Source organism: Cellulosimicrobium sp. PMB13 (assembly GCF_051294865.1).
GTDB lineage: Bacteria > Actinomycetota > Actinomycetes > Actinomycetales > Cellulomonadaceae > Cellulosimicrobium.
The window spans coordinates 235675-258170 of record NZ_CP145910.1; the positions used below are offsets into that span (position 1 = coordinate 235675).

Sequence of the window (22496 nt, forward strand, 5' to 3'; positions counted from 1 at the left end):
GACGATCGGGCTCGGGTCGATGATCGGGGCGGGCGTCTTCTCGGCCTTCGCACCCGCCGCGGCTGCCGCTGGGACGGGGCTGCTCGTGGGGCTCGCCCTCGCCGCCCTCGTGGCGCTCGCCAACGCGACGTCGTCCGCGCAGCTCGCGGCGCAGCACCCGACCTCGGGCGGCACGTACGTGTACGGGCGCGAGCACCTCGGCCCGTGGTGGGGCTACGTCGCGGGGTGGGGGTTCGTCGTCGGGAAGACGGCGAGCTGTGCGGCGATGGCGCTCGTCGTCGCCGCGTACGCGGCCCCGGCCGGGTGGGAGCGGCCCGTCGCGGCGGCCGTCGTCGTGGTGCTCACGGCCGTGGGCTACCGCGGGGTGACGCGCACGGCCCAGGCGGCCCGCGTGCTCGTCGCGGTGACGCTCGTCGTGCTCGCGGTCACCGTCGCGGCCGGTGCCGCGGGCGGGCAGGCGCGCTGGTCCACCGTCCTCGACGCCGACGGCGCGCACGGCGGCTGGTACGGCGTGCTGCAGTCCGCCGGGCTGCTGTTCTTCGCGTTCGCCGGCTACGCGCGCGTCGCGACCCTCGGCGAGGAGGTGCGCGACCCGCGGCGCACCATCCCGCGCGCGATCCTCCTCGCCCTGGGCGTCGTCGTCGTGCTCTACGGCGTCGTCGCGGCGACGCTCCTCGCGGTCCTGGGCCCGGAGGCGCTCGCACGGTCGACCGCACCCGTGTCCGACGCCGCGGCGGCCGGCGGGTGGGACTGGGCGCCCGCCGTCGTCGCGGTGGGCGCGGTCGCCGCGAGCGTCGGTGCGCTCCTCGCCCTGCTCGCCGGGGTGAGCCGCACGACCCTCGCGATGGCGCGCGCCGGCGACCTCCCGAGGTGGCTCGGCGCGGTGCACCCCCGGTTCGCGGTGCCGCACCACGCCGAGCTGCTGGTCGGCGCGGTGGTCGTGGTCCTGGTGCTGACGACGGACCTGCGCGGGGCGATCGGGTTCTCGTCCTTCGGGGTGCTCGTGTACTACCTCGTCGCGAACCTGTCGGCGCTCCGGCAGACCGGCGACGACCGCCTGTACCCGCGCGCCCTCCAGGTGCTGGGGGCCGTGGGCTGCGTCGCGCTCGTCCTGACGCTGCCCGTGCCCGCCGTCGTCACGGGAGCCGGCGTGCTCGCCGTCGGCGTCGTGCTGCGATGGTGGCGCGTGCGACGGCCGTGACGTCCTCAGCCCTCGGCGATCTGGGCGAGGGCGGCGAGGTGGGCCTCGACGGCGCGCCGTCCCTCCGGGGTGAGCGTGACCCACGTGAGGCGGCGGGCGTCCGCGCGCGAGGGCGAGCTCTCCTTGCGCACGGTGAGGAAGCCCACGTCGGCGAGCACCCGGAGGTTCTTCGAGAGGTTGGCGTCGGTCAGGCCGAGCGTGTCGCGCAGCAGCGCGAACTCGAGCTCCGCGCCGCGACGGAGCACCCCGCAGATGCGCAGCCGCACCGGCGAGTGGATGACCTCGCTGAAGGCGGGCGCAGTGCCGGCGCTCATGCCGGGCTCCCTGCCGCCAGCTCGCGGCGCAGGGCGTCGTCGTACCGGCGGCCGAGCACCACGGACGCCACGAACCCGACGGTCGCAGGCAGCAGCACCCACCAGTAGCCGACCGCGGTGAACTTGACGACCAGCGCGGCGCCGAGGCAGAGCAGGAACAGCACGACCATCGTCCCGAGGAGGCGCTTCGACCGGGGACCTGCCGGCTGGCCGATCCAGAGGCCGTAGCGCCGGCGGTAGACGAGGACGAGCGCCGGCAGCGCGAAGATCCCGACGGGTACGAAGGCGACGGACGCCGGGGACGGCAGGGCCTGCGTGCAGACGATCACGGCCACGATCGCGCCGAGCACCGGGTGGTACCACCCCGGCGTGACCAGGCGCTCGGCGAGCCGCGCGTCGTCGGCTCCGAGGCCGGCGAGCGCCGCGCGCGCCTCGGCCGCGGTGGGTGCGGCAGGGGGACCGGGCACGGGGCGCTGGGAGGCGTCGTCGCCCCACGAGTCATTTTCCATGTCGGCAAGTCTATGGATGACTTGCCGCATCGGCAAGAGAGATGTGGGGGCCGATCCTCGGTCAGTGCCCCGCGCCGAGCCTCCCTGCGAGGCGGTCGAGTCGCTCGGCGGTGTCCGGGTTGGCGCCCACGATCGTCACCGTCTTGCCCTTCGCGGCGTACCTGGTGCGGATCGCGTCGAGGGTCGCGACCGTCGAGGCGTCCCACACGTGGGCCTTCGTCATGTCGATGACGATGTTCTCCGGGTCACCGGCGTAGTCGAACTGGTACACGAGGTCGTTGGACGACGCGAAGAAGAGCTCCCCCTCGACGGCGTAGGTGCGGGTGTCGTCGTCGGCCCCCGACCCCTGCTGGGCGTCCAGGCGCGTGACGGTGGTGAAGTGCGCGACGCGGCGGGCGAAGAGCACCGTGGCGACGAGCACGCCGACGACGACGCCGTAGGCGAGGTTGTGCGTCCACACCGTCACGACGACGGTCGTGAGCATGACGGTCGTCTCCGAGCGCGGCATGCGGCGGAGCGTGGACGGCCGGACCGAGTGCCAGTCGAACGTGCCGACCGACACCATGACCATCACCGCGACGAGCGCCGCCATCGGCATGATCGCCACGACGTCGCCGAGCCCCACGACGAGGCCGAGCAGGAACACCCCGGCGAGGAACGTCGAGATCCGGGTGCGCGCACCCGACGCCTTCACGTTGATCATCGTCTGGCCGATCATCGCGCAGCCGCCCATGCCGCCGAAGAAGCCGGTGACGACGTTCGCCACGCCCTGCCCCCACGCCTCGCGGGTCTTGTTCGAGTGGGTGTCGGTGACGTCGTCGACGAGCTTGGCGGTCATGAGCGACTCGAGGAGGCCGACCAGCGCCATGGCGAGCGCGAAGGGCGCGATGATCTGCAGCGTCTCGAGCGTGAGCGGGACGTCGGGGAACAGCAGGGACGGCAGGGACTCGGGCAGGGCGCCCTCGTCGCCCACGGTCGGCACCGCGATCGCGCCCAGGACCGTGGCCGCGGTGAGCAGCACGATGGCGACGAGCGGCGCGGGCACGACGGTCGTCCAGCGGGGCAGGAGCACGAGGATCGCGATGCCCGCGGCGACCAGCGGGTAGACCTGCCACGGCACGCCGACGAGGTGCGGGAGCTGCGACAGGAAGACGAGGATCGCCAGCGCGTTGACGAACCCGACCATGACGGACCGCGGGATGAACCGCATGAGCCGCGCGACGCCGAGCAGCCCCAGCGCCACCTGGATGACGCCGGCGAGGATCACGGTCGCGACGAGGTAGTCCACGCCGTGCTCGCGCGCGACCGGCGCGACGACGAGAGCGACCGCGCCGGTCGCGGCGGAGATCATCGCGGGGCGACCGCCGACGAACGCGATCGTCACGGCCATCGTGAACGACGCGAACAGCCCGAGGCGCGGGTCGACGCCGGCGATGATCGAGAACGCGATCGCCTCGGGGATGAGCGCGAGCGCGACGACGAGCCCCCCGAGCACCTCCGTCTTGAGCCGGCGCGGCGACCGCAGCGCGGCGAGGACGGAGTAGGACTCGTCGGCCTCGGGCACAGCGGCGACAGCGGTGGCGCGGTCCGCACCGGGCGGGAGGGGGGCGTCGTGTGGCACGAGCGAGAACTCTACCCTTACGTGAGGGTAGAGTTCGGAGCCCGTCGATCCGGAAGACTGTCCCCATGAGCGATTCCCGTCGTACCGGCGCACCCGCCACGCGACCCACGATGCACATCGGTGCGGTCGCCGAGCGCACGGGCCTGTCGCTGCGGACGCTGCGCCACTACGACGAGGTCGGGCTCGTGCGGCCGTCAGGGCGGTCCGACGGCGGCTTCCGTCTGTACACCGAGGACGACGTCGAGCGCCTGCTCCTCGTGCGCCGCATGAAGCCGCTCGGGTTCTCGCTCGAGGAGATGGCCGACCTGCTCGACGTCGCGGACCAGCTCGCCGCGCACGACGACGCATCGGCCACCTCCAAGGACGGGTCACCCGACGACGCGCTGCGCGACCGGCTCGCGGCCTACGTGCGTGCCGCGGAGGAGCGTCGTGCCGACCTGGCCCGCAAGCTCGAGTGGGCCGACGAGCTCATCGCGCTCCTGCGCTCACGCTGAGCCGGCGGGCCGGCCGGCCCGCCTGCTCACCAGTCCGCTGGCTTGGTGGCCTTGCCGTCGAGCCAGAGCCGGTCGCTCGCGTCGCTGTGCGCGCCGTCGGTGCCCACGTGCTTCGAGCTGATGCGGTCGCCCTTCGTGATGACGTGCACCATCGCCATCGCGTGCCCGCGACCGAGCCCGTAGTCGGCGGCGAGCCACTCCACGATCGGCGTCGCCTTGGTACCGGGGCCGAACCCCTGCTCGTGCGCGCGCTCGACGAGCTCGCGGGGCGTGAGACCGGTCTTCGTCTCGACGGCGTCGAGGTAGGCCTGGAAGGACATCAGCGGTTCTCCTGGATCATCGTGGCGGACGCGTGGACGCACATGATGCGCAGCGTGCTGGTGCCGGTGTTGGTGAAGCCGTGCCAGACGTGCGGACCGACGACCGCGGTGTCCCCCGCGCGGGCGACGACCTGCTCGTCGCCGACGGTGATCGTGGCCTGGCCCTCGAGCACGGTCCACCTCTCGGAGTAGGGGTGCCGGTGCAGACCCGGCCCCTGACCGGGCTCGTTGGTCACGAGGAAGAACGAGATACCGGAGTCGTGGTCGGCCCCTTCGAAGCGCAGGGTGCGCGAGCCGGTGACGCGGATGTCCTCGGCGGGGATGACGCCTGCCATGGTGGTGGCCTCCTCTGTCGGTGTGCGTGCGCCCACGGTGCCGCGCGGGGAAACGCCTCCGCTACTGTTTCGACGTGCATCGAAAGATGGTGGAGTTCCGGCTCGCCCCCGACGACCTGTCGGCGATCCGGTTCGGCCTGTCGCCCGGTCACGAGCTCGCGCACGCCGTCCGCGTGCTGGCACGCCCCGAGCACCACCCGCTCCAGTGGGGCTGGTTGCGGAGCACGCGTCCGCGGGTTCCTCGGGCGCCGTTCGAGCTCCTCCGGCTCGTCGTGGGCGCGGAGGGCTACCTCCCGGACTTCCTCACCTCCGCCCCCGACTGGGACCTGAGCCCCGGCGACGAGCTCGACCGCCTGCGCCGCGCCGACGTCGGGCCGATGCGCGTGGACCTCGGCAAGCGGGTGCTCCGGACGTCGGGCGCCGAGCGGCACGCCCTCCAGGCCATGGCCGACGATCCCGCCGGGACGAGGGCCGCCGTCGCGGACGCCTGGGAGGCGTTCTGGGACGCCGCCCTCGCGCCGTTCTGGCCGCAGGTCGAGCGACTGCTGCGCGCCGACATCGGCCTGCGGTCCCGGCGTGTCACGACGCACGGCCTGGGCGCGATGGTCGCGACGCTCAACGAGGCGGTGACGTGGGGCTCGGACGCGGTCCGGGTCCGTCTCGCGAAGCACGAGGAGGTGCTCGACTGCGCGGGCAGCGGCCTCGTCCTGGTCCCCTCGGTGATGTCCCGGCGCTGTGCCGCGCTCACCGAGCCGCCGGCCCAGCCCACGCTCTTCTACCCCGCCCTCGGCGTCTCGGAGACGTGGACGACGGCGGGCGCGGACCTCTCCGCGTCCCTCGCCGCGCTGCTCGGCGAGGGACGCGCGCGTCTTCTCCTCGCCCTGCACGGGCCGATGTCCACGAGCGAGGTGGCCGGCGCCGGCGGCGTCGGGGTCTCGACCGCCTCCCACCACCTCGCCGTTCTTCGCGCCTCGCGCCTCGTCGACGCCCGGCGCGAGGGCAACCGGGTCATGCACGTCCGCACGCCGCTGGGCGAGGCGCTCGTCGGCGGATGAGGCGCCGGCTACCCGCGAGATCGACCCGTCCGTCGTGAGATCGACCCACCGAAGGTCGATCTCACGACGGGCGGGTCGATCTCGGCGGCCCGCCGTTCAGACGCCCTCGGGCTCCGGGTCGCTCGGGGCGCCGGCCGCGTCGTCGGACTCGACGATCCGCGACGACTCGCCCTCCTCCCCCGCTGCCGGGAGCCCGCGCTCGTCGGGCTCGAAGTAGCGGCCCGTGTACCGCGGTCGCAGGAAGTTCTCCGTGGTGAGGACGGCGTCGACCTCCGCCGCGGTGAGCAGCCCCTTCGCCACGACCACGTCCCGCACCGACGCGCCCGTGCGCGCCGCCTCCGCCCCGACGAGGTCGCCGTTGCGGTGCCCGATGATCTCGTTGAGGTACGTGACGATGCCGATCGAGTCGAGCACGTGCCGCCGGCACACCTCGACGTTCGCCGTGATGCCCGTGACGCACGTGGTGCGCAGCGCCTCGCACGCGTTCGTCAGGAGCCGCAGCGACTCGAACATCGCCTGCGCGAGCACGGGTTCCATGACGTTGAGCTGGAGTTGCCCGGCCTCGGCCGCATGCGTGATGGTCACGTCGTTGCCCATGACCTTGAAGCACACCTGGTTGACGACCTCTGGGATCACCGGGTTCACCTTGGCGGGCATGATCGACGACCCGGCCTGGAGCTCGGGCAGGTTGATCTCGCCGAGGCCCGCGCGCGGACCCGACGACAGCAGCCGCAGGTCGTTGCAGATCTTCGAGAGCTTGGCCGCGAGCCGCTTCAGCGCGGAGTGCACGGCGAGGTAGGCGCCGTTGTCGTAGGTCGCCTCGACGAGGTTCTCCGCCGGGACGGTCGCGAGCCCGCTCACCTCGGCGAGGCGGCGCGTCGCGACCTTCGGGTACCCGGGCGGCGTGTTGAGGCCCGTGCCGATCGCCGTCGCGCCGAGGTTGACCTCCAGCAGCAGGTCGGCCGCGGCGGCGAGGCGCTTGACCTCCTCGCCGACGTTCACGGAGAACCCTGCGAACTCCTGGCCCAGGCTCATCGGCACGGCGTCCTGGAGCTGCGTCCGGCCCATCTTCAGCACGTCGGCGAACTCCGACGCCTTCTCGTCGAACGCGCGCTCCAGCAGCCGCACCTCGCCCTGGAGCCGGCCGACGAGCACGTGCACCGCGAGCCGGAAACCCGTCGGGTAGGCGTCGTTCGTCGACTGCGACCGGTTGACGTGGTCGTTGGGGTTGATGACGTCGTAGCGCCCCTTGTCGAACCCGGCGAGCTCGAGCGCGAGGTTCGCGACGACCTCGTTCGTGTTCATGTTGACGCTCGTCCCGGCGCCGCCCTGGAACACGTCGACGGGGAACTGGTCGAGGCAGCGCCCGTCGACGAGGATCGCGTCGCACGCCGCGACGATCGCGTCCGCGATGTCGCGCTGGATCGTGCGCAGCTCGCGGTTCGCGAGCGCCGCGGCCTTCTTCACCATGACCATGCCGCGGACCATCTCGGGCACGTCGCCGATGGTCGTGCCCGAGATGCGGAAGTTCCGCGTCGCGCGGACGGTGTGGATGCCGTAGTAGGCGTCTGCCGGCACCTCCGTCCGGCCGAGCAGGTCCTCTTCGATCCGCGTCCGGGCACTCGGCGACATGCCCCGACGGTATCGCCGCCCTGCGTGCGGCACGCGCCGAGAGGTGAGCCTCCGCCCCCGATCGGGGCGGATCAGGGGCGGAGGCTCACGTCTCGGCGGTGAGGCGGTGGTCGGTCAGCGCGTGCTGGCCGACCGCTCCACCTCGACGCCGACGATCCGCGCGTCGGCGGCCGTCACCTCGTGCACGCCGCCCGTGAGCGTCACGACGGCGCGCGGCGTGGCCTCGCCCGCGACCGCCCGGCGTGCGGTCGCGCCCTGCGCGACGATCGCGCCGCCCGTGAGGTCGCCGAGCGGCGCCGCCGGTGCGACGCCCGCGTGCGCGGCGACCCACACCTCGACGTCGCCCGGCTCGACCACGCGCACGAGGCGCCGGTCGGAGAACGCGAGGCGCGCCGTCGGGACGCGGAAGCGCACGCGCCGCGACTCCCCTGCCGCGAGGTCGACGCGCGCGTAGCCGAGAAGCTGCACGACCGGCCGCGGGAGGGACCCGAGCACGTCGCGCCCGTAGAGCTGGACGACGTCCGTCCCCGCGACGTCGCCCGTGTTCGTCACGGTCACGGCGGCGTCGAAGGCCCCGTCGGTGGGCGCGGACGCGTCCACCTCGAGGTCCGTGTACGCGAACGTCGTGTACGAGAGCCCGAACCCGAACGGGCGCACGGGCGTCGGGTCGGTCGACGTGACGTCGGACGGGCCGCCGAGCACCGGGTGCAGGTACGTGTACGGCTGCGCGCCCGCGGCGCGCGGGAGGGAGACGGGCAGGCGCCCCGAGGGGTTCACGGCGCCGGTGAGCACGTCCGCGACCGCGCGGCCACCCTCCTCGCCGGGGAAGAACCCCTGCACGACGGCGGCCGGTCGCCGCCCGGCGAGCCCCACCCCTGCCGGTGACGCAGCGCCGGGCGCCGCGTCGTCGAGCGCCCAGCCGATCGCGTACGGACGCCCCGTGAGCAGCACGAGCACGACGGGCGTGCCCGTCGCCACGAGCTCGGTGACGAGCGCGCGCTGCACGCCCGGGAGCTCGAGCGTCTCGACGTCGTTGCCCTCGCCGACGGTCCCGCGCCCGAACAGGCCCGCGTCGTCGCCGAGGACGACGACGGCGACGTCCGCCCCCCGCACGGCGTCGACCGCGGCCGAGAAGCCCGACGTGTCGTCGCCGTCGACGGCGCAGCCCGGCGCGTGCACGACGTCCGTCCCGGGCAGCGCCTCGCGCAGCGCGTCGAGCACCGTGGGCAGCTCGATGCCCTGCGGCGTGCCGGGGTGGTGCGCGAGCACGTGGTTGACGAACGAGTAGCAGCCCATGAGGGCCTCGGCACGGTCGGCGTTCGGGCCGACGACCGCGACCCGCGCCGGGGCCGTGCCGGTCGACGCGCCGGCCGGCGCGTCGGACGTCGTCCCGCCGGCGCCGAGCGGCAGGACGCCGTCGTTCGAGAGCAGCACGAGCGACTCCTGCGCGAGCCGGCGGGCCGTCGCGCGGTGCTGGGGCGGGTCGAGGTCGATGCTCTCCGGCGGGCCGTCCGCGAACGCGTCGGGGTCGAGGAGACCGAGCTCCTCCTTCTGCGCGAGCACGCGCAGCACGGAGCGGTCGACGAGCGCCTCGTCCACGAGCCCCGCGCGCACGCGCTCCGCGAGCGGCTCGAGGTAGGCGTCGCCCGACGGCAGCTCGACGTCGATGCCCGCCGCGAGGGCGAGCGCTGCCGCCTCGCCGCGGTCCGCCGCGACGCGGTGCATGACCTCGAGGAACGCGACCGCGAAGTAGTCGGCGACCACGACGCCGTCGAACCCCCACCGCCCGCGCAGCACGTCGGTGAGGAGCTCGGGGTTCGCCGCGACGGGGACGCCGTCGACCTCGGTGTACGAGTTCATCACCGAGCGCGCACCGCCGTCGCGCACGGCCATCTCGAACGGCGGGAGGAACACGTCGGCGACCTCGCGGGGACCGGCGCTCACGGGCGCGTGGTTGCGCCCGGCGTGCGACCCGGAGTAGCCCGCGAAGTGCTTGAGGGTCGCGTGCACGCCGGCTCCCTGCAGGCCGCGGACGTACGCGGTGCCCACCGTGCCGACGAGGTACGGGTCCTCGCCGATGCACTCGTCCACGCGGCCCCAGCGCGGGTCGCGCACGACGTCGAGCACGGGCGCGAGCGCCTGGTGGACGCCGAGCCGGCGCATGGACGCGCCCGCCTGCGCCGCCATCTCCTCGACGAGCGCCGGGTCGAACGACGCGCCCCACGCGAGCGGCGTCGGGTACGTGGCGGCCTTCCACGCGGCCAGCCCCAGCAGGGCCTCCTCGTGGACGAGCGCGGGGATGCCGAGGCGCGTCTCGCGCAGGAGCCTGCGCTGCTCGGCCCACAGCCAGGCCGCGCGCTCCGTGGGCTCGACCGGCCGCGTGCCGTAGACCCGCGTGTAGTGGCCGACGCCGTCCCGCGTGATCTCGGCCAGCAGACCCGATTCCTTCTGGCCCGCCGTCATCTCCGACTGCATCGGGGCGACCGTGCCGTTCTGGTCGATCCAGTAGCCCACGAGCTGGGCGAGCTTCTCCTCGAGCGTCATGCGGGCGTGCAGCGCGCGCACGCGCTCCGAGACCGGTGGCGCCACGGGCGCCGGGGGTGCTGCGGACGGGCTGGTCGCGACGGCCGCGGCGCGGGCTGCGGACGGTGCGGGTGCCGTCGGGACGGCGGGGACGACGTCGGTCACGGGACCGTTCTCCTTCGATGGTGCGCGTGGTCGTGCGCGAGGTGGGGCGGGGTGTCAGCCCTTCACGGCGCCGGTGAGGCCGCCGACGATGCGTCGCTCGAACAACGAGAAGAAGACGAGCGCAGGGATCATCGACAAGGACGTGAAGGCGAGCACGCGGGCCGTGTCCACGGAGTACTGGGACGCGAACGCCTGCACGCCGAGGGGCAGCGTGTACGACGTCTCGTCGTTGATGATGAAGAGGGGCAGCATGTAGCTGTTCCAGCTCGCGACGAACGCGAGGATGCCGACGGTCACGACGCCGGGCACCGACAGCGGCACGACCATCCGGAAGAAGAACCCGAGCCGGCTCGCGCCGTCGATCGACGCGGCCTCCTCGAGCTCCCGGGGGATGGCGCGCAGGAACGGCACGAGGATGATGACGGTCGTCGGGAGCGCGAACGCGATCTGCGGCAGCACGAGCCCGCCGATGCTGTTCATGAGCCCCAGGCTGCGGATCATGATGTACAGCGGCGTGATCGCGACCGTCATGGGGAACATGAGGCCCGCGGCGAAGAGCGCGTACATCGCGCCGCGCCCGAGGAACGTGTACCGCGCCAGGACGTAGCTCGCCATGAGCCCGAGCACCACGACGCCGAGCGTCGTGAGCAGGCCCGCGACGACCGAGTTGCCGAGCTGCTGCCAGAACAGCGACCCCGTGAGGACGTCGACGTAGTTCGAGACCTGCCAGGGCGACGGGAGCCCGGACGGGTCGGCCGTGATCTGCGCGTTCGTGCGGAAACCACCGATGACGATGTAGGCGATCGGCGCGAGGCACAGCCCGACGAACAGGTACGCCACGACGTACGTGAGCGGGCCGCCCTTGCCCAGGCCGGAGCCGCGGGAGGGCTTCGGGGCCGAGGCGCCCGGGGCGCGCGCGGGCGTGGGTGCTGCGGTGACGGTGGCCATCACTTCTTCCCTTCCGTGAGCGCGCCCTCGGTGTCACGGCGCAGGACGAACCGCTGGTAGACGAGCGCCACCGCGAGGGAGATGAGGAACAGCACGACCGCGACCGCGCTGCCGTAGCCGTAGTTCCCGGCGAGCCGGCCGCTGCCCACCATGTAGGTCGCCATGGTCGACGTCCCCGCGGTGGAGGCCACGTACTGGCCCCAGATGATGTAGACGAGGTCGAAGAGCTGGAGCGAGCCGATGATCGACAGGAACGCCCAGATGCGCAGCGTCGGGCCGAGCAGCGGGAGCGTGATGTACCGCTGCGTCTTCCAGTACGACGCGCCGTCGATCGCCGACGCCTCCGAGAGCTCGTCGGGGACGCCCTGGAGCCCGGCGAGGAAGAGGATCACGGCGAAGCCGATGTACTTCCACGAGATGATCAGGAGCAGCGTCCAGATCGCGATGTCCGGGTCGGCGAGCCAGTCGGCCGTGAGGAACGACAGGCCGATCTTGTCGAGCAGGTCGTTCACGGCGCCGTTGGTCGCGAGCATGAGGCTGAAGCCCGTCCCGACGATCACCTCGGACACCACGTACGGGACGAACACGAGCACGCGGATGATCGAGCGCCCGCGGATGCGGCGGTTCAGCATGAGCGCGACCGCGACCGCGACCGGGCCCTGCACCACGAGCGACATCACGACGATGAACGCGTTGTGGCGCAGCGCCGCGAGGAACTCGGCGTCCCGGAAGATGATGAGGTAGTTCTCGAACCCGACGAACTCCGTCGGCGGCCCGAAGCCCTTCCACTTGAAGAAGCCGTAGTACGCCGCCATGAGGACGGGGACGATCACGAACGTGAGGAAGACGACCAGCGCCGGCCCGACGAGCACGGCGATCTCGGTGCGCTGTGCCCAGCGACCGGTCCGGTCCCGCCGGGTCCGGGCCGCCGGGGGCGGGGTCGGTGCCTGCGCACCGCCCCCGTCCCCGGCCCGGTCCTGGGCGTTCTCCCCGCGTGTCGAGCCGCTCGACGAGGCTGCCTCCTGAGACATGCCCTGGGACACGGTCATGGTGCTGGTTACTCCTTGGCGGCCGCGTCGTTGACCGCCGTGACGATGTCCTCGGCGGTGCCCTGGCCTGCGAGCAGGTTGACCACGGCCGTGTTGAGCGCGTTGCCGATGTTCTGGCCGTAGAGCGTGTCGAGCCAGACCGACACGTACGGGGCCTCGTTGTACGCCTCGAGGATCGACACGAGCGCCGGGTCGGTCACCACGGACTGCGCCTCGGTGCTGGCCGGGAGCGTCTGGAACGCGTCGGCGTAGGCCTCCTGCGACTCCTTCGACAGCGCGAAGTTGAGGAAGTCCGCGCACGCGTCCGGCGCGTCGACCGAGCACGAGTACCCGTCGACGCCGCCCATCATCGCGCCGGGCTCGCCCTCGCCGCCGTCCACGGCGGGGAAGGGGAACCACTGCAGGTCGGGCAGCGGCTGCTCGTCCGGCGTGAGCGACGCGATCTGGCCCGGGTTCCACGCACCCATGAGCTCCATCGCCGCCTGGTGGTTGGCGATCATGCCCGCGGAGGAACCGGCACCCTGCTGGGCCGACGTGGTGAGGAAGCCCTCGTTGAACGGCTCGGTCGCGGCGAAGTCGGCGAGCGCCTCGCCCGCCTCGGTCCAGCACGGCGCGTCGAACGTGCGCGTCTCGGCCGCCTCGTTCATGGTGTCCTGCGAGCAGTACCGCAGGGCGAAGAAGTAGTACCAGTGCGCGGCGGGCCACGCGTCCTTGGCACCCAGGGCGATGGGCGCGATGCCGGCCGCCTTGAGCTGGTCGTTGGCCGCCTCGAGCTCCTCGATCGTCGTCGGCGTCTCGCTGACGCCCGCCTGCTCGAACAGGTCCCCGCTGTAGAACATGCCGCCCGGCAGGATCGACACCGGGAGGCCGTAGACCTTGTCGTCCACCGACATCGCGGCCAGCGAACCGCCGACGGCGGCCTCGACGTCGGCGTCGACGAGCTCGGTGAGGTCCTTGACCTGCCCCGCCTCGACGACGTCGGCGAGCTTGCCGCCGCCACGGGCCATGAAGATGTCGGGCGCGTCGCCCGAGTTGAGGGCCGTCTGGAGCTTGCCGTCCATGTCCTCGTTCTGGATGGCCTGGATCTCGATCGTCACGCCCGGGTTGGCCTCCTCGAACGCGGCGACGGTGTCCTCCCAGTACGCCTTGCCGGGACCGGTGGTCGAGTTGTGCCAGAACGTCATGGCCGTCGAGCCGTCGTCCGCGCCGCCGCCGTCTCCCCCGCCGCACGCGCCGAGGGCGAGCCCTGCGACGACCACGGCGGTCGAGACCGCCAGGAGCTTCCTTGCCTTCATGAGATCCGTCCTCTTCGTCGAGTCGAGACTGCAGGGCCGTCCCTGCATGGTCGGGGGACCGCTCCGCCACACGTAGTCGGCAGCGGGTGCATCCGAGACTGGCAGGTGGCACAGCGTCGTGTCAATCGTTGTCGATAACGGTTTCGAAACACTGTCGGCCACCTGGTGTCGCGGCAGTCCGCCTCGTCGCCCAGGCGTTAGGGTCATGCCATGCGAGCGTCCGGGCGGGTCACCATCGGCGACGTCGCGCGCACCGCCGGCGTGTCCGTCGCCACCGTCTCCAAGGTGATCAACGACCGGTACGGCGTGGCACCCGAGACGTCGGCGCGCGTCCACGAGGTCATCGCCAACCTCGGGTACGAGTCGTCGATCGTCGCGCGCAGCCTGCGCAGCCGCCGCACCAACGTCATCGGCATCCTGGTCGCCGAGTTCGAGCCGTTCTCCACCGAGCTCCTCAAGGGCATCTCCGAGGCCGTCGAGGACACCGGGTACGAGCTCCTCGCCTACTCCGGCGGGCTGCGTCGTGACGACCGCGTCGGGTGGGAGCAGCGCTACCTGTCGCGCCTCGCCGGCACGCTCATCGACGGCGCGATCATCGTGACCCCGACCGTGGTCGCGCCGAGCGACACGGTCCCGGTCGTCGCCGTCGACCCGCACCGCGGCCCGTCCGGCGCCCCCACGGTGGACTCCGACAACCTCGCGGGCGCACGCGCCGCGACCGAGCACCTCCTCGCCCTCGGCCACCGCCGCATCGGGTTCCTCGGGGGGCGCACCGACCTCGAGTCCGCACGCCTGCGCGAGCAGGGCTACCGCGAGGCGCTCGAGGACGCGGGGATCGCGGTGGACCCCGCCCTGATGCGGGTCGGAGGCTACCGTCCCGACCTCGCCGACTCCCCCGCGCACGAGCTGCTGTCGCTGCCCCAGCGACCGACCGCCGTCTTCGCGGCCAACGACCTCTCGGCCATCCGCACGATGGAGGTCGCGACCGAGCTGGGACTGCGCGTGCCCGACGACGTCTCCGTGGTCGGCTTCGACAACGTGCCCGAGTCGGTGCTCGCCAACCCTCCCCTGACCACGGTCAGCCAGCCCATCCACGAGATGGGCGCCGCGGCGCTGCGCATGCTCGTCGACCTCCTCGAAGGGCGCCCGCGCGACGCCCACCTGCGGCTTCCCACCGACCTCGTGATCCGCGCGAGCACCCGCGCCGTGTGACCCACCCGGCGTCGCGCGCCGGAATCTTGCGCCCTGGATCGGCGTTATGTCAGGCAGAAACCTGTCGAGCCGACCCGAGGAGGTCACATGGTCCAGGCTGCCCGCGGAACCCGTCGCCGCGTCGCCCGTCGCGTCCAGGTCGAGAACGACTTCGGCGAGATCGTCCACTACGTCCGCCACACCGGAGGCGGGCTCGTCTCACCGCGCGCGCACGTGCCCGAAGAGGTCCCTGTCGGCGACGGCACGTACGTCGAGGCCGGGGCGAGGGTCGGTCCGGGGTGCCGGGTCGGCGTCGGGAGCTGGCTCGACGAGGACTGCCACGTCGGTCGTGACGTCACCGTCGGCGACAACGTCCGCCTCGGTCCGGGCTGTCGCGTCGGCGACGGCGCCCGGGTCGGGAGCGGTGCGCGCGTCGGAGGCCGCGTGGTCGTCGAGGCGGGCGCGGTCGTCCTGCCCGACGCGGTGGTCGAGGAGGACGCGACCGTGCGCCGTCGGGCCGCCGGCCGGGCTGCGTGGTCCCAGGCCGCGTAGCGGTACCGGGCTCGCCCGCCTCCGCGTAGCCGTGGCGGGCTCGCCTGCCCCGCGTAGCCGTGGCGGGCTCGCCTGCCGAACCCCGGCTTGTGCGCCCCTCTCGCGGCTGATGGCGGCACAGGCCGGGGTTCGGCACCGGACCCGTCTGGACAGCCCTGTCCGGATCGGCGCCAGGTGCGTACGATCCCGCGGGTGACGCACCCGCTGCCCGGCCACGTCCCGGGACACCCGCAGCACGGGCCCGGCCCGCAGCCTCTCGACCCGCGTGCCGTGCTCGACGGGCGGCTGCCCGGCAAGGCGCCCGTCGGCCTCATCGTCGCGATCGCCGTGTCGAGCGTGTGCCTGCTGCTCGGCCTCGTGCCCCTCGCCCTGCTCGACGGCGCGTCGTTCGGCCTGAGCCTCGTCCTCGCCCTGCTGCCGCTCGGGATCTGGCTGCCCGTCGTGCTCGCGCTCGACCGCCTCGAGCCCGAGCCGCCGAGCGCGCTCGTCGCCGCGTTCCTGTGGGGCGCAGGCGTCGCCACGCTCCTCGCGGGGATCGTCAACACGCTCGGGCTAGAGCTCGTCGCGAGCCCGCTCCTCGGCGCGCAGACCGGCTGGTACGCGGTCGCGACCGTCGTCGCGCCCGTGATCGAGGAGATCCTCAAGGGCGCGGTGCTGTTCGGGATGCTGTGGTTCCGGCGCCACGAGCTCGACGGGTGGACCGACGGCATCATCTACGCGACGGTCGTCGCGCTGGGGTTCGCGGCGGTCGAGAACGTCTCCTACTTCATCACCGCCGTGCAGACGGACACGCTGGGCCCGACGTTCGTGCTGCGCGCCGTCGTCTCGCCGCTGCTCCACCCCCTCTGCACGGCCCTCACCGGCCTGGGCGTCGCCAGCGCAGCCATGACCGCGCGCGGTCCGCGCCGGGTCCTCGCGCCGATCGGAGGGCTCCTCGCGGCCATCGCGCTGCACGCCCTGTGGAACGGGTCGACCGGCTTCGGGTACCTCGGTCTCGGGTTCGCGTACCTCGTGGGCCTCGGCGTCCTCGCGACGCTCGTCGCCGTGCTCGTCGCGGACCGCCGACGCACGGTCGCGACCATCGCGCGCAACCTCGCGCCGTACCAGGCGACGGGTCTCGTCGGGCCTCCCGACCTCGCGATGCTCTCGACGCTCGCCGCGCGGCGCCAGGCTCGCGAGTGGGCGCGCCGCACCGCCGGAGCGGGTGCCGCTCGCGCCATGCGCGACTACCAGCAGGCGGCGACCGAGCTCGCCCTGCTGCACGAGCGCGTGGCGCGCGGGATCGTCGAGCCGGCGCGCGTGGAGGGCCAGCGGCGCGCGCTGCTCACGCTCATGGCGACGACGCGCGCGGCGTTCCTCGCGCGCGCCCCTCAGGCGACCGGGCCGGGCGGCGTCCTGATGACGAGGACCACGTCCACCGACCGGCCGCCCAGCGCCTGGTAGGAGTGCTCGACGTCGGACACCCATCGCAGCTCGTCGCCTACGCCGATCTCCGCCTCGGCACCGACGCGCCCGGCGCGCAACGTCCCGCCCGTCACGAGCAGGTGCTCGACGACGCCCGGCCCGTGCGCGGGTGACGTGCGGCGGGAGCCCGCGTCGAGGTGCAGGTGGTAGACCTCCACCACGGTCCTGCCGGTCCCGTCGGGCACGTGGTGCACGTCGAGCAGGCGTGCGGAGACGCCCTCCGAGGTGACCTGGGTGCCGGCACGCTCCGCGAGGACCACCGCGAGCGGGACGTGGAGAGCACCGGCCAGGGCGTAGAGCGTCGCGAGCGTCGGGTTGCGCGACCCCTGCTCGATCTCCGAGAGCGAGCCCTTGCCGATACCGGCCGCGGCGGCGAGACCGGAGATCGACAGGCCCCGCTCGGTGCGCAGCGTCCGGAGCTGGCGCGCGACGGCGTGCGCGACGTCGTCCATGTCGGGTGACGCGTCGTCGTGGCTCACGGCGTCGAGCCTATCGTTCCGTTGACGGAACGCCTGCTGATACCGTTCCACGAACAGAACGGTGCAAGGAGCGTCCATGTCGTCCGACCGCACGCAGCCCGTCCTCGCCGGGGTCGTCACCGCGCTCGTGGGGTTCACGAGCGCGTTCGCCGTCGTGCTCGCCGGGCTGCGGGCCGTGGGCGCGACGCCGGAGCAGGCCGCCTCGGGGCTGCTCGCCCTGTGCGTCACGCAGGGCGTCGGCATCCTGTGGCTCACGTGGCGCCACCGCACGCCGATCACGCTCGCCTGGTCCACGCCGGGTGCGGCGCTGCTCGTCTCGACCGGCGCCGTCGCGGGCGGCTGGCCGGCGGCGGTGGGCGCGTTCTGCCTCGTGGCCGCGCTCGTGCTCCTCACCGCCCTGTGGCCCCGGCTCGGCGAGCTCGTGAGCGCCATCCCGAGACCCGTCGCGCAGGCCATGCTCGCCGGGGTCCTGCTCACGCTGTGCCTCGCGCCCGTACGGGCGCTCGTCGACCTGCCGCTCCTCGTCGCACCCGTCGTCGTGGTGTGGCTCGTGCTCCTGCGCCTCGCGCCCCGGTGGGCGGCGCCGGCCGCGCTCGTCGTGGCGCTCGTGATCGTCGCGGTGACCGCCACCGCTTCCGGGTCGCTCGCGTGGTCCGACGCCGTCCCTCGCCTCGACCTCACGGCCCCGGCACTCTCGTGGCAGGCCGTCGTCGGGCTCGCCGTGCCGCTCTACGTCGTGACGATGGCGTCGCAGAACGTGCCGGGCGTCGCCGTGATGGCGTCGTTCGGCTACCGCGTGCCGTGGCGCGAGGCCATGACCGTGACGGGCCTCGGTACCCTCGTCGGCGCGCCCGCGGGCGGTCACGCGATCAATCTCGCGGCGATCAGCGCCGCGCTCGCCGCCGGGCCGGAGGCCCACCCCGACGCCCGACGCCGCTGGGTCGCCGCCCACACCGCCGGCTGGGCCTACCTCGTGCTCGCCGTCGCGTCCGCAGGGCTCGCGTCGCTCGTCGCCGCCGCGCCCGCGGGACTCGTCGAGGCGGCGGCGGGGCTCGCGCTCGTCGGGGCGCTCGGTGGTGCGCTCGCGGGAGCGTTCGCCGAGCCGCAGGGTCGCGAGGCCGCCGTCGTCACGCTGCTCGTCGCCGCCGCAGGGGTGAGCGTCGGTGGCGTGGGGGCCGCGTTCTGGGCGATCCTCGCCGGGCTGGCCGTCCACGCGGTGCTGCACGTGCGCCGTCGGGCACGGGCGCTGCCGGCCGAGGGGAGCACCGCCGGTCGCGAGGTAGAACCGCCGGTCGCGAAGTAGGACCCGCAGAGCTCTACCTCGCGACCGGCGGTTCTACCTGGCGGGGACGACGTCGACCGGGTCCGGACCGAGCACCGAGAAGTTGTCGCGGAACAGGTTGCCCGGGTCCACGCGACGCTTGAGCGCGCGCAGTCGGTCGAGCGTGGCCGGCGGGAAGGCGTCCTCGACCCGCTCCGGGCGAGGGTCGGTCTCGAAGCTCAGGTACGACCCCTGGAAGATCTCGGCGAGCGCGTCCCACCGGGCGTCGAGGCGTGCGCGGCTCGCGCCCATCGCGCTCACGGCGAAGTTCACCGACCGGTGCGCGTAGGCCGTCGCGTCGGCGGGGACGTCCGACGCCGCGCCGCCCGTCGAACGGATCTGGAAGAAGTACGTGTCGCCGCTCGTGACGAGCCCTGCGAGCCGCGCCGACGCGACCGGCGTGAGGTGCTCGAGCAGCCCCGACCGGGCCACCGGCTCGCCCGAGCCACCGTGCGGCCCGCGCGGCGGCGCCTGCACGACGGCGTCGTACGGCAGGATCTGCGCCTGTGCCTGCTGGAGGAGCGGCGCGATCGCCGCGAACGGCTGGAGCCGCTCGATCACGGTGTCCGGGTCGTCCGAGTCGACCATCGTCATGGTCTGCGCGACGACCGGCTGGCCCGGCCGCGGACGGCCCATGATGAGGAAGCTCGTCGTGTCGCGCGGCGACGCCTCGACGGTCGCTCCCCACCGCGCGAGGAACCCTGCGGTGTCCGACGCGTCGTGCACCATCTGGGCGAACCCGACCGCGCCGACCTCGTCGGCGAGGAGCTCGAACGACGTGACGACGCCGAGGTTCGCCCCGGCCCCGCGCACGCCCCAGAACAGGTCCGGGTTCTCGGTGTCGCTCGCGCGGACCACCGAGCCGTCCGCGAGCACCATCTCGACCGCGCGCACGTGGTCGATCGTCAGCCCGTGCGCGCGCCCGAGGAAGCCGATGCCGCCCGCGGTCGCGAGCCCGCCGACTCCGACGCCCCCGAAGTCGCCCGACGAGATGGCCCAGCCGCGGGGCGCGAGCGCCGTCGCGACCTCGCCCCAGCGCGCGGCGGGCCCGAGCCGGACGAGCCGGGTCCGCTCGTCGAGCACCTCGATGCTGTCGAGCGCGCCGAGGTCGACGACGATCCCGCCGTCGTTCGTGGACCGCCCGCTGATGCCGTGCCCGCCGGAGCGGACGGACAGCGGGATCCGCCGCGTGACCTCCTGCTCGCGAGCGAACGCGAGCGCCGCGACGACCTCGGACGTGTCCCGCGGACGCAGCACGAGGCCGGGCGACCCGCCGCGCAGGTACGTCGACCGCACGGCCGCGTGCTGCGCGTCGCCGGGCTCGACGGCACGCTCGGCGAGCGAGGCGGGGACGGCGCCGTACGCGATGCCCGGCCGGCGTGCGGCGCGCACCGCGGCGGGGACGACACGGCTCGTGTCCGTGCCGGTCGTCGAGCGCACGCGCTGGACCGCGGACCGGACGGCCGGGACGACCTCTTCGGCGAAGCGACGGGTCGTGGCCTCGTCGTCGGACGCGAGGACGAGCGTCGAGACGCCCTCCTCCACGACGAGCGGGACCAGGCGCTCGACCCAGGCCTCCGGCGGCCCGACGAGGTCCGGCGCGCCCATGCCGCGCGGCGTCGCCTCACCGGTCGAGAAGACGCCGGACACGTTGAGGACACGCGTGATCTCGCGCGCGTCGCGGCCCGCCGCGGCCGCGGCGGCGTCGATCGCGGCGTTGCCCGCGCGGAGGCCGTCGATCCCGACGCGCCCGAACGACGGCAACCAGCCGTCGGCGACCGCACCGGTCAGCCGCAGCATGCGCGGCCCGAGGGCGCCGAGCCACACGGGGATGCGGCGCGTGGTCGCCGGGCCGGGCTCGGCTCCCTCGAGGCGGTGGTGGTCCCCCGGCAGCAGGACGCCGCCGCGCGGACCCGCAGGGACGGCGCGCGCGACGTCCTCGCCCCAGATCGCACGGATCACGTCGACCGCCTCGGCGAGCGCGTCGACGCTCTCGCCGGCGGACAGCCGCGGCACCCCCATCGACTCCATCGCGTCCCAGAACGCACCGGCGCCGAGCGCGAGGTCCACGCGGCCGTCGGAGAGCACGTCGAGGCTCGCAGCGGCGCGCGCGAGCACCGCGGGCGGGCGCATCGGCACGTTCACGACGTTCGGCGCGACGTGGATCCGCTCGGTCGCGGAGGCGACGTAGGTCAGCAGGGTCCACGTGTCGAGGAACCGCGGCTGGTACGGATGGTCCTGGAACGTCACCAGGTCGAGGCCGAGGTCCTCCGCGAGCACGGCCCGCGAGACCGTCGCGTCGGGGTCGTCGGCGAGCGGCGTGACGAAGGTGCCGAACCGCAGCGGGTGGCCGTAGTCGGTCATCCTCAGGCCTCCTCGGCAGTGCTGCTGGTGGTGCTGGTTCCCGCGGTACCGGTCGTGCCGCGCTCCGCTGCGATGAGCTCGCGCGCCGCGGGCGCGACCTCCTGACCGACGACGGCGAGCGTCGTGGGGTCGTCGCCCGCGACGACGAACGTCGAGACGCCGTGCTCGAGCGTCACGGCCGCGACCTGCTCGGCCCACTGCTCCGGCGGGCCCTGGAGGAAGCCGCTTCCGCGGTCGGGGGTGAAGCGGCCGCCGACGTTGAGCAGGCGGCGCACCGTGGACGGGTCGCGGCCGGCGTCGCGCGCGGCGTCGTCGATCGTCGCGTTGCCGCGTGCGAGGGCCTCGAAGCTCTGCAGGTAGGCGAGCGACGGCAGCCAGCCGTCCGCCGTCCGGCCGACGAGGCGCAGCATGCGCGGCTTGAGGGCACCGACCCAGATCTCGACGTCGTGCGCGGGTGCCGGGCCGCGCTTCGCGCCGTCGACGCGGTGGTGCTCGCCGCCGGCGACGAGCCGGTCACGCGTGGACGTGTCCCACAGCGCGCGGATCACGTCGATCGCCTCGTCGAGGGCGTCGACGCTCTCCCCCGGCGTGAGGCGCTCGCCGCCCATCGCGACGATCGGGTCCCAGAACCCGCCGGCGCCGAGGCCGAGCTCGACTCGGCCACCGGAGAGCCGGTCGAGGCTCGCGACCGAGCGCGCGAGCACGCTCGGCGGGCGCAGCGGGAGGTTGAGGACGTTGCCGGCGATCCGTACCCGCTCGGTGCGGGCCGCGACCCAGCTCATGAGGGTCCAGGTGTCGAGGAACCCCGGCTGGTACGGGTGGTCCTGGAACGTCACGAGGTCCAGCCCGACCTGCTCCGAGAGGACGGCGAGGTCGACGACGTCACGGGGTGACGCGGCCGACGGGGTGATGAAGGAGCCGAAGCGGAGCTCGTGGCCGTAGTCCATGGGTCCTCGATCCGAAGATGTGTTGTCGAACAGAACATATCTGGAACAGATAGGTGGCGCAACAGCATTCCCGCTGTACCCTGGGCGCATGTCCACGTCCACAGAGCCGACGACGCACCCGGGCACGCCCGACGCGCTGCCCCTCGCCGCGACGCCGCGCCGCCACGAGGACCTCGGCTGGCACCTCGGCGTCCTCCTGCGCGCCTACCGCGCGACCGTCGAGGACGCTCTCGTCGACGTGCCGCACGGCACCCGCGGGTACCAGGTGCTGGTCTCGGTCGTGCAGGGCGACCAGCCCACGCAGCTCGCGCTCGCCGAGTACCACGGCATCGACCGCACGGTCATGACCTACCTCGTCGACGACCTCGTCGCGGCCGGCCTCGTCGAGCGCCAGCAGAACCCCGCCGACCGGCGGGCGCGCCGCGTCGTCGCGACGGCGAGCGGGCGCCGTCGGCTCGCCGAGCTCGCCACGCAGGTGCACGACGCCGAGGACTCGCTCCTGCGGGTGCTCTCACCCGAGGAGCGGCACACGTTCCGCGAGCTGATGCGCCGGGTCGCGTGCGACCTGCGCGACGTCGACGCCGGCACGGACCCGTGCGTCGTCGCGGAGGCCGAGCTCTCCGGCCCCGCGAGATAGAGCCCTGGTCCGCGACGTAGAGCCCCGTCACAGGACCAGGGGTCTACCTCGGGGACCAGGGGTCTACCTCGGGGACCAGG

At 73.7% G+C, this 22496-nt stretch carries 21 protein-coding genes; 8 read left to right on the top strand and 13 right to left on the bottom strand.

The features are described from left to right. Positions 1 to 19 precede the first annotated feature (19 nt). Positions 20 to 1201 (top strand): APC family permease, encoded by a 1182-nt coding sequence (locus V5D56_RS01260; RefSeq protein ID WP_435738932.1) that lies wholly within the window; start codon positions 20 to 22, stop codon positions 1199 to 1201. Positions 1202 to 1206: 5 nt separating this feature from the next. On the opposite strand, the gene V5D56_RS01265 is transcribed toward V5D56_RS01260, so the two are convergent. The 3 genes from V5D56_RS01265 to V5D56_RS01275 form a co-directional block, all read right to left on the bottom strand. Next, complete coding sequence (locus V5D56_RS01265) at positions 1207 to 1515, bottom strand: transcriptional regulator (protein WP_435737253.1); 309 nt, start codon at positions 1513 to 1515, stop codon at positions 1207 to 1209. Beyond that, complete coding sequence (locus V5D56_RS01270; protein WP_435737254.1) at positions 1512 to 2024, bottom strand: hypothetical protein; 513 nt, start codon at positions 2022 to 2024, stop codon at positions 1512 to 1514. The genes V5D56_RS01265 and V5D56_RS01270 overlap by 4 nt, the downstream gene beginning before the upstream one ends. A gap of 61 nt (positions 2025 to 2085) precedes the next feature. Further along, positions 2086 to 3645 carry a SulP family inorganic anion transporter gene (locus V5D56_RS01275; protein WP_435737255.1) on the bottom strand — a complete coding sequence of 520 codons (1560 nt, stop codon included), beginning with the start codon at positions 3643 to 3645 and terminating at the stop codon, positions 2086 to 2088. Between the two features lie 65 nt (positions 3646 to 3710). Here V5D56_RS01275 and V5D56_RS01280 point away from each other — a divergent pair, with 65 nt between their 5' ends. Beyond that, on the top strand, positions 3711 to 4139 hold the full coding sequence (locus V5D56_RS01280) for a MerR family transcriptional regulator (RefSeq protein WP_435737256.1): 429 nt from the start codon (positions 3711 to 3713) through the stop codon (positions 4137 to 4139). Positions 4140 to 4165: 26 nt separating this feature from the next. Here V5D56_RS01280 and V5D56_RS01285 read toward each other — a convergent pair whose 3' ends face one another. Together V5D56_RS01285 and V5D56_RS01290 are read right to left on the bottom strand one after the other, a co-directional pair. Then, on the bottom strand, positions 4166 to 4459 hold the full coding sequence (locus tag V5D56_RS01285) for a DUF4287 domain-containing protein (RefSeq protein WP_435737257.1): 294 nt from the start codon (positions 4457 to 4459) through the stop codon (positions 4166 to 4168). Further along, positions 4459 to 4794, bottom strand: a complete 336-nt coding sequence (locus tag V5D56_RS01290) for a cupin domain-containing protein (protein ID WP_435737258.1) — start codon at positions 4792 to 4794, stop codon at positions 4459 to 4461. The genes V5D56_RS01285 and V5D56_RS01290 overlap by 1 nt, the downstream gene beginning before the upstream one ends. A gap of 74 nt (positions 4795 to 4868) precedes the next feature. Here V5D56_RS01290 and V5D56_RS01295 point away from each other — a divergent pair, with 74 nt between their 5' ends. Continuing rightward, positions 4869 to 5849, top strand: coding sequence for a DUF5937 family protein (locus V5D56_RS01295; protein WP_435737259.1), 981 nt, complete (start codon positions 4869 to 4871; stop codon positions 5847 to 5849). A 96-nt stretch (positions 5850 to 5945) separates the two neighbouring features. On the opposite strand, the gene aspA is transcribed toward V5D56_RS01295, so the two are convergent. From aspA to V5D56_RS01320, 5 genes are all read right to left on the bottom strand, one after another. Then, a complete protein-coding gene (aspA, locus tag V5D56_RS01300; RefSeq protein WP_435737260.1) occupies positions 5946 to 7481 on the bottom strand; it encodes an aspartate ammonia-lyase in 1536 nt (511 codons plus the stop codon). 114 nt (positions 7482 to 7595) lie between these two features. Further along, a complete protein-coding gene (locus V5D56_RS01305; RefSeq protein WP_435738933.1) occupies positions 7596 to 10070 on the bottom strand; it encodes a glycoside hydrolase family 3 N-terminal domain-containing protein in 2475 nt (824 codons plus the stop codon). Positions 10071 to 10223: 153 nt separating this feature from the next. Beyond that, complete coding sequence (locus V5D56_RS01310) at positions 10224 to 11117, bottom strand: carbohydrate ABC transporter permease (protein WP_435737261.1); 894 nt, start codon at positions 11115 to 11117, stop codon at positions 10224 to 10226. Then, on the bottom strand, positions 11117 to 12166 hold the full coding sequence (locus V5D56_RS01315; protein ID WP_435737262.1) for a carbohydrate ABC transporter permease: 1050 nt from the start codon (positions 12164 to 12166) through the stop codon (positions 11117 to 11119). The genes V5D56_RS01310 and V5D56_RS01315 overlap by 1 nt, the downstream gene beginning before the upstream one ends. Positions 12167 to 12174: 8 nt before the next feature. After that, positions 12175 to 13461 (bottom strand): extracellular solute-binding protein, encoded by a 1287-nt coding sequence (locus tag V5D56_RS01320; protein ID WP_435737263.1) that lies wholly within the window; start codon positions 13459 to 13461, stop codon positions 12175 to 12177. Between the two features lie 210 nt (positions 13462 to 13671). Here V5D56_RS01320 and V5D56_RS01325 point away from each other — a divergent pair, with 210 nt between their 5' ends. The 3 genes from V5D56_RS01325 to V5D56_RS01335 all read left to right on the top strand — a co-directional run bounded on the left by V5D56_RS01325 (position 13672) and on the right by V5D56_RS01335 (position 16647). Continuing rightward, positions 13672 to 14673 carry a LacI family DNA-binding transcriptional regulator gene (locus V5D56_RS01325; RefSeq protein WP_435737264.1) on the top strand — a complete coding sequence of 334 codons (1002 nt, stop codon included), beginning with the start codon at positions 13672 to 13674 and terminating at the stop codon, positions 14671 to 14673. 87 nt (positions 14674 to 14760) lie between these two features. Next, on the top strand, positions 14761 to 15204 hold the full coding sequence (locus tag V5D56_RS01330; protein ID WP_435737265.1) for a transferase: 444 nt from the start codon (positions 14761 to 14763) through the stop codon (positions 15202 to 15204). A gap of 192 nt (positions 15205 to 15396) precedes the next feature. Continuing rightward, complete coding sequence (locus V5D56_RS01335) at positions 15397 to 16647, top strand: PrsW family intramembrane metalloprotease (protein WP_435737266.1); 1251 nt, start codon at positions 15397 to 15399, stop codon at positions 16645 to 16647. Here the strand turns inward: V5D56_RS01335 and V5D56_RS01340 are convergent. Continuing rightward, positions 16575 to 17147, bottom strand: coding sequence for a helix-turn-helix domain-containing protein (locus V5D56_RS01340; RefSeq protein ID WP_435737267.1), 573 nt, complete (start codon positions 17145 to 17147; stop codon positions 16575 to 16577). The two genes, V5D56_RS01335 and V5D56_RS01340, sit on opposite strands and share 73 nt — an antisense overlap. Positions 17148 to 17223: 76 nt before the next feature. On the opposite strand from V5D56_RS01340, the gene V5D56_RS01345 reads away from it, so the two are divergent. Then, complete coding sequence (locus V5D56_RS01345) at positions 17224 to 18450, top strand: benzoate/H(+) symporter BenE family transporter (protein WP_435737268.1); 1227 nt, start codon at positions 17224 to 17226, stop codon at positions 18448 to 18450. Positions 18451 to 18483: 33 nt separating this feature from the next. Here V5D56_RS01345 and V5D56_RS01350 read toward each other — a convergent pair whose 3' ends face one another. Beyond that, the gene (locus V5D56_RS01350; RefSeq protein WP_435737269.1) at positions 18484 to 20832 is read right to left on the bottom strand and encodes an LLM class flavin-dependent oxidoreductase; all 2349 of its coding nucleotides are present in this window, start codon (positions 20830 to 20832) and stop codon (positions 18484 to 18486) included. A gap of 2 nt (positions 20833 to 20834) precedes the next feature. Continuing rightward, a complete protein-coding gene (locus V5D56_RS01355) occupies positions 20835 to 21779 on the bottom strand; it encodes an LLM class flavin-dependent oxidoreductase (RefSeq protein ID WP_435737270.1) in 945 nt (314 codons plus the stop codon). A gap of 88 nt (positions 21780 to 21867) precedes the next feature. Between V5D56_RS01355 and V5D56_RS01360 the strand changes: the two genes are divergently transcribed. Continuing rightward, positions 21868 to 22416, top strand: a complete 549-nt coding sequence (locus V5D56_RS01360; RefSeq protein ID WP_435737271.1) for a MarR family winged helix-turn-helix transcriptional regulator — start codon at positions 21868 to 21870, stop codon at positions 22414 to 22416. Positions 22417 to 22496 lie beyond the last annotated feature (80 nt).